This window comes from Binatus sp. (SeqCode) (genome assembly GCF_036522015.1).
GTDB lineage: Bacteria > Desulfobacterota > Binatia > Binatales > Binataceae > Binatus.
The window spans coordinates 1-7,416 of record NZ_DATDGQ010000367.1; the positions used below are offsets into that span (position 1 = coordinate 1).

At 62.8% G+C, this 7,416-nt stretch carries 7 protein-coding genes and 2 pseudogenes; all 9 read right to left on the reverse strand.

Annotation, left to right across the window (positions count from 1 at the left end; translation table 11 throughout):
• Window positions 1–1,113: TlpA family protein disulfide reductase (locus VIW95_RS15540; RefSeq protein WP_349259336.1), on the reverse strand; the 1,113-nt coding region annotated here is incomplete at its 3' end.
• Window positions 1,110–2,363 (reverse strand): Kelch repeat-containing protein, encoded by a 1,254-nt coding sequence (locus VIW95_RS15545; RefSeq protein WP_331588178.1) that lies wholly within the window; start codon window positions 2,361–2,363, stop codon window positions 1,110–1,112. The genes VIW95_RS15545 and VIW95_RS15540, both read right to left, overlap by 4 nt.
• 54 nt (window positions 2,364–2,417) lie before the next feature.
• Window positions 2,418–2,849, reverse strand: a pseudogene (locus tag VIW95_RS15550) (redoxin domain-containing protein); the annotation flags it as partial.
• Window positions 2,850–2,861: 12 nt separating this feature from the next.
• A complete protein-coding gene (locus VIW95_RS15555; RefSeq protein WP_331588181.1) occupies window positions 2,862–3,002 on the reverse strand; it encodes a hypothetical protein in 141 nt (46 codons plus the stop codon).
• A 26-nt stretch (window positions 3,003–3,028) separates the two neighbouring features.
• Window positions 3,029–3,940, reverse strand: coding sequence for a PhzF family phenazine biosynthesis protein (locus VIW95_RS15560; protein WP_331588183.1), 912 nt, complete (start codon window positions 3,938–3,940; stop codon window positions 3,029–3,031).
• Between the two features lie 102 nt (window positions 3,941–4,042).
• Entirely contained in the window at window positions 4,043–5,278 is a 1,236-nt protein-coding gene (locus VIW95_RS15565) for an acetyl-CoA acetyltransferase (RefSeq protein ID WP_331588185.1), read from the reverse strand.
• Between the two features lie 66 nt (window positions 5,279–5,344).
• Window positions 5,345–6,631, reverse strand: a complete 1,287-nt coding sequence (locus VIW95_RS15570) for a 3-hydroxyacyl-CoA dehydrogenase family protein (RefSeq protein WP_331588187.1) — start codon at window positions 6,629–6,631, stop codon at window positions 5,345–5,347.
• 227 nt (window positions 6,632–6,858) lie between these two features.
• A complete protein-coding gene (locus VIW95_RS15575; protein WP_331588189.1) occupies window positions 6,859–7,209 on the reverse strand; it encodes a hypothetical protein in 351 nt (116 codons plus the stop codon).
• A gap of 12 nt (window positions 7,210–7,221) precedes the next feature.
• A pseudogene (locus VIW95_RS15580) lies at window positions 7,222–7,416 on the reverse strand (glucose-6-phosphate dehydrogenase); the annotation flags it as partial.

A 7,416-nucleotide genomic window follows, 5' to 3' on the forward strand; every position in this document is an offset into this window, starting at 1 on the left:
CCTGAAACCGCGCTCGACGTGCAGCGGCTCCCACGGACTGCGCTCCTCCCATTCGGCGAAGCAGGTCGTGAACTTGCCCGGCGCGCCAAGCGTCGCGCGCTCGATCTCGCCCGGCCGCGCACCGCCGACGTTGCGCAGCACGAGCTTCAGCGCGCGCCCGATAGTTGCGTTCGAGCGAGTGCCGTAGCCGAGCGCCATCATGCCCATGTTCATGTCGAGGCGATGGCGAATCGGGCCGTTCACCACGATCACCGGCGTCGCACCCCAGGTCGTCGACATGATGCCGTGGATGTTGAACTCGTCAGTGCACACCGCTTCGAGCGCAGCGATCACGACCGGCAGATATTCGGGTTTGCATCCCGCCATCACGGAGTTGACCGCGACTTTCTCGACCGTCACCGGCGCAAGATTGGGCGGGACGATCGCGATCACCTCTCGCGGATCGCGCCGCGTCCCCGTCAGCATCCACATCACGCGCTCGGGCGTCGGCGGCACTACCGGCAAACCGTCGGTCATGCCGCGTTCGAACATGAATTCGAATACGTCTTCGGCGTCTCCCAGCTCGATTCGCCGCGCGGTCAACTTGTCGCCGCGCGCCTCCGCTTCAAGATGCTCCGCGATTCCCGGTTCGACCGATTTGGAACCGCAACCCGGCCGCGACTCCGGATATGAATTCCAATCGACGGCCGGCGACGGAACGCCCGATTGTCGCGACAACTCGGCGAACATCGCGCGCCAATCGTCGCGTCCGAAACCAACGAAGCGGCGCTGCTCGTGGCCCAGTGCGTCGGCGAGGATGATCGTCGGCACCGTATCAAGGCCGTACTCGAACGAAACCTTGAGCGTGGAGTCGTCGAGCATCGGCCCGGTCAGCGCATATCGCTCTACCAGCTTGGCGTTACCTTCGGCGTCCTGGCCAATCGCCCACACATCGACGGATGCGCCGAAGGCGCGACGGGCGGTCTCGATCAGCGGCATCGTCATGCCGCAGGTCGGACAATCTTCCTTGACGAAGCAGAGCAGGGCGGGGCGAGTGGAAGGAAATGAGCGCGCCGTTCTGAGCGCGTCGCGCAGCTCAAACGCCGGCAGTGAATCCTTCTTCGAGTCGTTCATTCAGTGGATGCTCCGGTTTCGGGAAGCATCAGGAAGCGATGCTGCTTTGGAGAATAGAATTCGACTGACGCGGTCACCAGCGCTTTGTCCGCGATGCCGCCGGCGATTAGCACTTCGCCATCGTTCAGGAGCGTCGCAGTGTTCGTAAGCCGCGCTACGTTGGTTTGCCCGGCTTGCGAGAACCGGTTCGTTTCGGGCTGGTACAGATCAGCGTCGCGCATCCCGACCACGATTGGACCCCTGATGGTCCATCCGCCGACGACGAGCACGTTCCCGCTGTCGAGCATCGTCGCGGTCGCGAGGTAATGCGGCGCGCTCATGTCGCCGGTTCTGATGAAAGCGCCCGCCTCGGGATCGTAAATCTCGGCGGTGTTGAGCGGCGTCAGCGAGGAGAGATTGCTAAGCCGGCTGGTCATCCTCCTGCCGCTCTTGCCGCCGACGATCAGCACTCGACCGTCGTTCAGCTTGACCGCAGCCGCGCCGACGCGATCGCTTTTCATGTGCGCGCGGATCGCGGTGAAGCTGCCGGCCGCCGGATCGTACATTTCCGCGGTGTCGTATGAGATGTAGCCGCCTGGCATCCCGCCGCGGCCGCCGCCGGCGATCAAAACCTTGCCGGTGCCAAGCAGCGCGGCGACGTGTGCGATGCGCGGCTGATGCAGATGGCCGGTGCCTCGGAAAGTGCCGCTGGAAGGATCGTAAATCTCCGCCGAGTCCAGCGTATGGATGCCGTTGTCGCTGCCGCCTGCGATCAGCACCCGCCCGTCGCGAAGTATCGTCGCGGTATGACCTTCGCGCGGCACCGACATCGAACCCGTCGCGCTGAAGGTGCCGGCGCCGGGATCGTAAATCTCTGCGCTGGCAAGCTCCGAGCGGAAGCCGGCGTTTTGCACGCCGCCCGTCAGCAGTACGCGTCCGTCGCGCAGCAATGTGATCGTTTGCCCCGCTCGCGGGACCGTCATCGAACCGGTCCCGGTGAAGGCGCGCGAGTCAGGATTGTAAAGCTCGGCGCTCGAGAGCACACCACCGACTTGTCCGGTTGCCGTGCCGCCGCAGATCAGCACGCGTCCGTCGCGGAGTCGGATCGCGGCCGCGTTGGCGCGCGCCGTGGTCATTGCAAGCGCTTCAACCCGGTTCCCTTGCGGACTCGTGAGAAAGACTGGTGGCGTCTCAGTCACGCCTCCGCCGGCGCAAGCGCAGATCGTGACCCCGATCAGGAACGACAGCGCAATTAGATATCGACGATTCATGCAAACCTCGCGCGCTGAATCATAGGCTCGCCGCACCGCGATGAAAAGTTGATTTTATTTGTCCGGCGAACGGACGCCGTGCCGCAGCGCGTTCATCGTCGCGCGCAGGAACATCAATCCGGGGAACACGCCGCGATGGCGCGGTTTGGTTTGCGGTTCGGCGCCACGCCCTAGCTCGCGCAGCAGTTCGAGCAATTGGTCAACGTTGACGCGCGACGCAACCTGTTCCAGCGCGCGGAAGCGCACGACCCGATCGCGATCGATCACGAATGAAGCAGGAAATGCGATCCCGCCTTTCTCTCCGCTGTTGAGCAGGCCGTACTTTTTCACGACTTCGCGACTGGTGTCGCATAGCAGCGGAAATTTGATGCCGAGTTCCTGGCGTACCGGCTCCGTACGCGCGGCGTCATCCACGGAGATCGCGACCAGCTCGGCGCCGGTTGCGCGAAAATCCGCGAGATGCTCTGAATAGTCCGCCAACTGGCGGAGGCAGAACGGTCACCAGTGTCCGCGGTAGAAAACGACGACGCACGTTCCGCCGGCGACCAGATCGTCGAGCCGGCGAACCACACCAGTCGAATCGGCGAGCGAGAACTCAGGAGCTTTTTCGCCGACCGCAGGAATTTGACGTTCATCCATGAGACAACAATAGCCGCGCCTGCGCGTTAGAGGAACATCGCTCCTTCACCGACGATCGCGCATCGTCCGCCTATTCGGATTGCGAACGCACCGTTGTCTTTGCGCGCGACCTCGACGTGAATCTCACTCGGCCGTCCCATCTCGACGCCTTGATGGATCGCGAACGAAGCCTTGGGCGCAGGGTCGATCAATCGATACGTCGCGGCGTACGCGCCGAACGGACCTGCGGCGCCACCGGTCGCCGGGTCTTCAGTTATTCCGTCCGTATGCGGCGCGAACATGCGCGATCGAACAGCGAAGTCGCCCGACTCGTTCGCGACAAACATATAGACGGGCTGCATCTGAGCGACTGTTTCGAACAGCGCCGTGAGCGCCGCGCCGTTGGAGGAGCATCGCGCGAGCGCGTCGACCGTTCGAAGCGGGACAAACAAAATCGGAAGTCCAGTCGAAACGGCCTGGATCGGCAGATCGTCGCGAATGTCAGTGGCCGCGATTCCGAGCGCTTTCGCGACGCGTTCGCGATCGTCACGCTTCGCACCGAACTCCGCCTCGCGATGCGCCATCCAGACAAAGTCCGGCTTGCCGCCGATGTTCTCGACCGTCACTGTGACCGGCCCGATTCCGAGCCTCAGTGTCGCATCGACAAGTGCGGATGCGAGCGCGATCTCGCCGCGACTCGCAAGTACCCAGGTGGTGCCGACGGTCGGGTGCCCGGCCATCGGAATTTCGCGCCACGGCGTGAAGATCCGCACGGGCCGCGCGCCCGAAGAATCAGGGGGCATCACGAACGTCGATTCGCTGAAGTTCATCTCATGCGCCAGTTCCTGCATCTCGTTTGGGCTTAGCGCGGCGCCGTCGGTGAAGACTGCGAGCTGGTTGCCGCCGAAGGGTCGCGACGTGAAGACGTCGACGAGGATGAATGGAGTTTTTCTGGGCATCCGAAAATTGTGCCGCGTCGAAGCGCGCAAGCCAATCGGAAAATGATTGGCGCGCGCGTCGATGGCGGGCACGGCGGCCCGCCCCACTGCAGGCTTCGGGTGTTACTTGCCGACGATGAAGACGCAGCTGGTGGTGCCGCTGCCGCCGATGTTCAGCATCGCGAATTTCTTCGCGTTCTCGACCTGGTAGTCGCCCGCGCTGTGCGTGATCTGACGATGGCAGTCGAGCATCTGGCGCACGCCCGTCGCGCCGACTGGATGGCCTGCGCCGATCAGACCGCCGCTCGGATTGATCGGCAGCTTGCCGCCGAGCTCGATCACGCCTTCTTCGACCGCCTTCCACGATTCGCCGGGTTTGGTGATGCCGAAATGATCGATCGCCATGTACTCCGACGTGGTGAAACAGTCGTGCGTCTCAATTCCCGAGAGCTCGGCTGCCGAGCCGACGCCCGCGCGCTTGAACGCGTCGAGAATTGCCTGCCGCGTATGCGGCAACACGTATGCATTGTCGCGGCTCTCTGCGACCTTGGTGTCGAATTCGAGCGGCGCCGTGTGATGGCCCCATCCGAGGATGCGCGGAATATCGGCGAGCTGCTTGCCGTTGCGTTTGGCCCACGCTGTCGCAAATTTTTCCGACGCGAGGAAAACTGCGACCGAGCCGTCGGTGACCTGCGAGCAATCGCTAACTTTGATCCGGCCGCCGATGACCTGGTTGAATTTACTTTCGTGCTGCGCGTGACTCTCGCTCATGAACCAGTTGCGGGTCTGCGCGTTCGGATTGCGCTTGGCGTTGGAATAATTCACCGCCGAAATGTGCGCGAGGTGTTCGTCCTTGAGGCCGTAGCGTTTGTCGTACTCGTCGCCGAGGCGCCCAAACAGTTTCGGAAACGGGAACTCGATTCCCTTGGCTTCGCGCTCGTACCACGCCGCGGTGCCCAGGTAGTCGCCGCCGGTGGTGGAATCTACCGTCTTCATTTGTTCGACGCCGACCACGCATGCGAGGTCGTACCGCGCAGCTTCGATCTCCGCGGACGCCGCGATCAGCGCGATCGAGCCCGACGCACACGCCGCCTCATGACGGCTGGTCGGCAGCCCGGAGAAAGTCGGATCGATCTCGACGAAAAAAGCGCCGATGTGTCCCTGCTTGGCGTAAAGCTCGGCGGCGAAGTTGCCGACGTGAGCGGTCTCGACTTCGCGGGGGTCGATCCGGGTGGCTTCGAGCGCGGCCAGAGTTGCCTCGCGCATCATCGCCACGAAATGCTTGCCTTCCTTCGACCAATTGCGGGCAAAGTCGGTTTGCGCTCCGCCCAATACATACACCGGCGCTGGTTTCGTCATCGCGCGCTCCTATTGATTACTAGCGTAATCATACGACAATCAATCTAATCATCCAACAGAGGATTTTCATCCCACAAAGGTGCGGCCATATTCGAGTACGCCGCCGGCAAACATATTAGCATCGTGCGACGCCGCTTGCTCGACAGTCTTGGGCACCGTGAGCTTGAGCTTCTGCAGCAACGCGACCGTATTCTTCGCGCCGATCAGATCGACGATCGCCGTCGGCGGCGCCCAGTTGAAGCCGTACGACATTATAGTGTCCACGTCAGCCGCGCTCGCGGCTACTTCGCCGACGCGGTTCAGCGCGTAGCTGACGTAACCGAGTACGACGCGGCGGCAAAGGTCGGCGTCCGCGCCCTTCGCCTCGGCCAGGACTTTCAACGCGTCGGCGTAGCGGCCCACCCGATGCGCCTGTTTCATCTTTTCAACGAATTCGATCGGCGCCGGCTGTTCGAGCTTGTCGTGTCCGCCAGTCTTCGGATCGAGCACGAAGACTTCCTGGCCGGCGCGACGGTAGAAGCCGCCACGCTCCGGCGTTTTGTCGCCAAGGCATCCGTTGCGCAGCGCGGTGTTCATGTAGGCGGGCATCGCGAAGAATTCGTGCGCTTCGTCCTTACAATTCGCATGCACGTTGTCGACGATCGCCTTGTGCACGTCCCATCCGACCAGATCGACAGTCGCCAGCGGCGCCATCGCGCGCCCCGTATGCGGCCCGATCAGATAATCGATGTACGCGACGCCGTGTTCGGCGGCGAGTTGCGCGGTCTCGTTCAGAACCTTGAAGCCAACCCGGTTGCCGACGAACGCGGGCATGTCGCTGGTGACGATCACCTTGCGGCCCAGCCGTTTCGTCAGCATCGCGACGACCCGCTTCACAACCGCGGGATCGGTGTCCGGCCCTGGAATAACTTCAGTGCCGACGATCACATGCGGCGGATTGAACAGGTGGACGCCGAGAAAATTGCGGCGAAACGATTCGCTCCGCCCGCGCGCCATTTCCGCGATCGACAAACCCGACGATCCGGTCGCGATGATCGCGTCCGAGCGCCGGTTTTTGTCTATCAGCTCGAAGAATTGCTTCTTGAGCGGCAGATCCTCGGCCAGCGATTCGAAAATAATCGACGCTTCGCCTACCGTGCGGCCGAGGTCGGCATCGTACGCGCCCAGCGAGATTCGCTCTGCGATCGCTTCCGCGCGCGCATCGTTCTGCACTTCCGTCAAACCTTCCGCCGCTTTGCGCGGCGACCGCGCGAGCATCGTGACGCTGTATCCAGCGCCGGCGAAGACGCATCCCGCCCCCGCGCCCATCGTGCCATTCGCGCCGATAATTACGACCTTGTTGTTGTCGCCCAAGTGCTCTCCGGTCCTCGTGAAATATTGGTTTTCGCAGCCGCAGTAGCGGCGAGAAATGTTAGCCGAGGTCGCCCAGCTATGCCAGCAGGAGTGACCCCTGCACCCAGTATTAAGAGAAGACGTGGGCCTCCGGCTCTGGTTCCCTCGCCCGTTGTCGGGAGAGGGTTAGGGTGAGGGACGTGGTGCGGCGCGATTGTCTGTTGCACCGCACATCCGGAGTCTTCAGATCACGTCGACGAGCCGCCAAACGCGTGCGCCAGGAATTCCTTGACGCCGGCGCGGCCCGTCAGGCTCACCCACACCGGGCCGGACTCGGGCGCGACGTCGATTCTGAAATCCAGAAAAGGGCAGCACTTGCGCTCCAGGGAGATCCATTCGGCAAGGTGCGCGAGCGCCATGCGGTCCGTCGAGATTTGCACCTCGATTCCATTGGCCAGTTCGCACTTGCCGATCGCCGCCGCGGCGAGCATTCGCCGCAACTCGTCGTAGCGCGGACGGCTGGATGCCGGTATAGCGTCGAGCCGGCACGCGATCGGCGTCTCAAAGATTTCAGCATTGCAGCACGCGTTCGTCGCCATGAATTTCATCCTCTACGGTTCATGCCATACTCTTCCCGCAGTGCGAATCAAGTCGTCGGCCTCCTTCGGGCCCCAGCTTCCCGCTGGATACTCGACAATCGGCACGCGCGCGGCGTCTTTCCACGAATCCAGAATTCCCTGGACGAACTCCCACGACTTCTCGACGAACGGCGCGCTGATAAACAGCGTCTTGTCGCCGTCCATAAC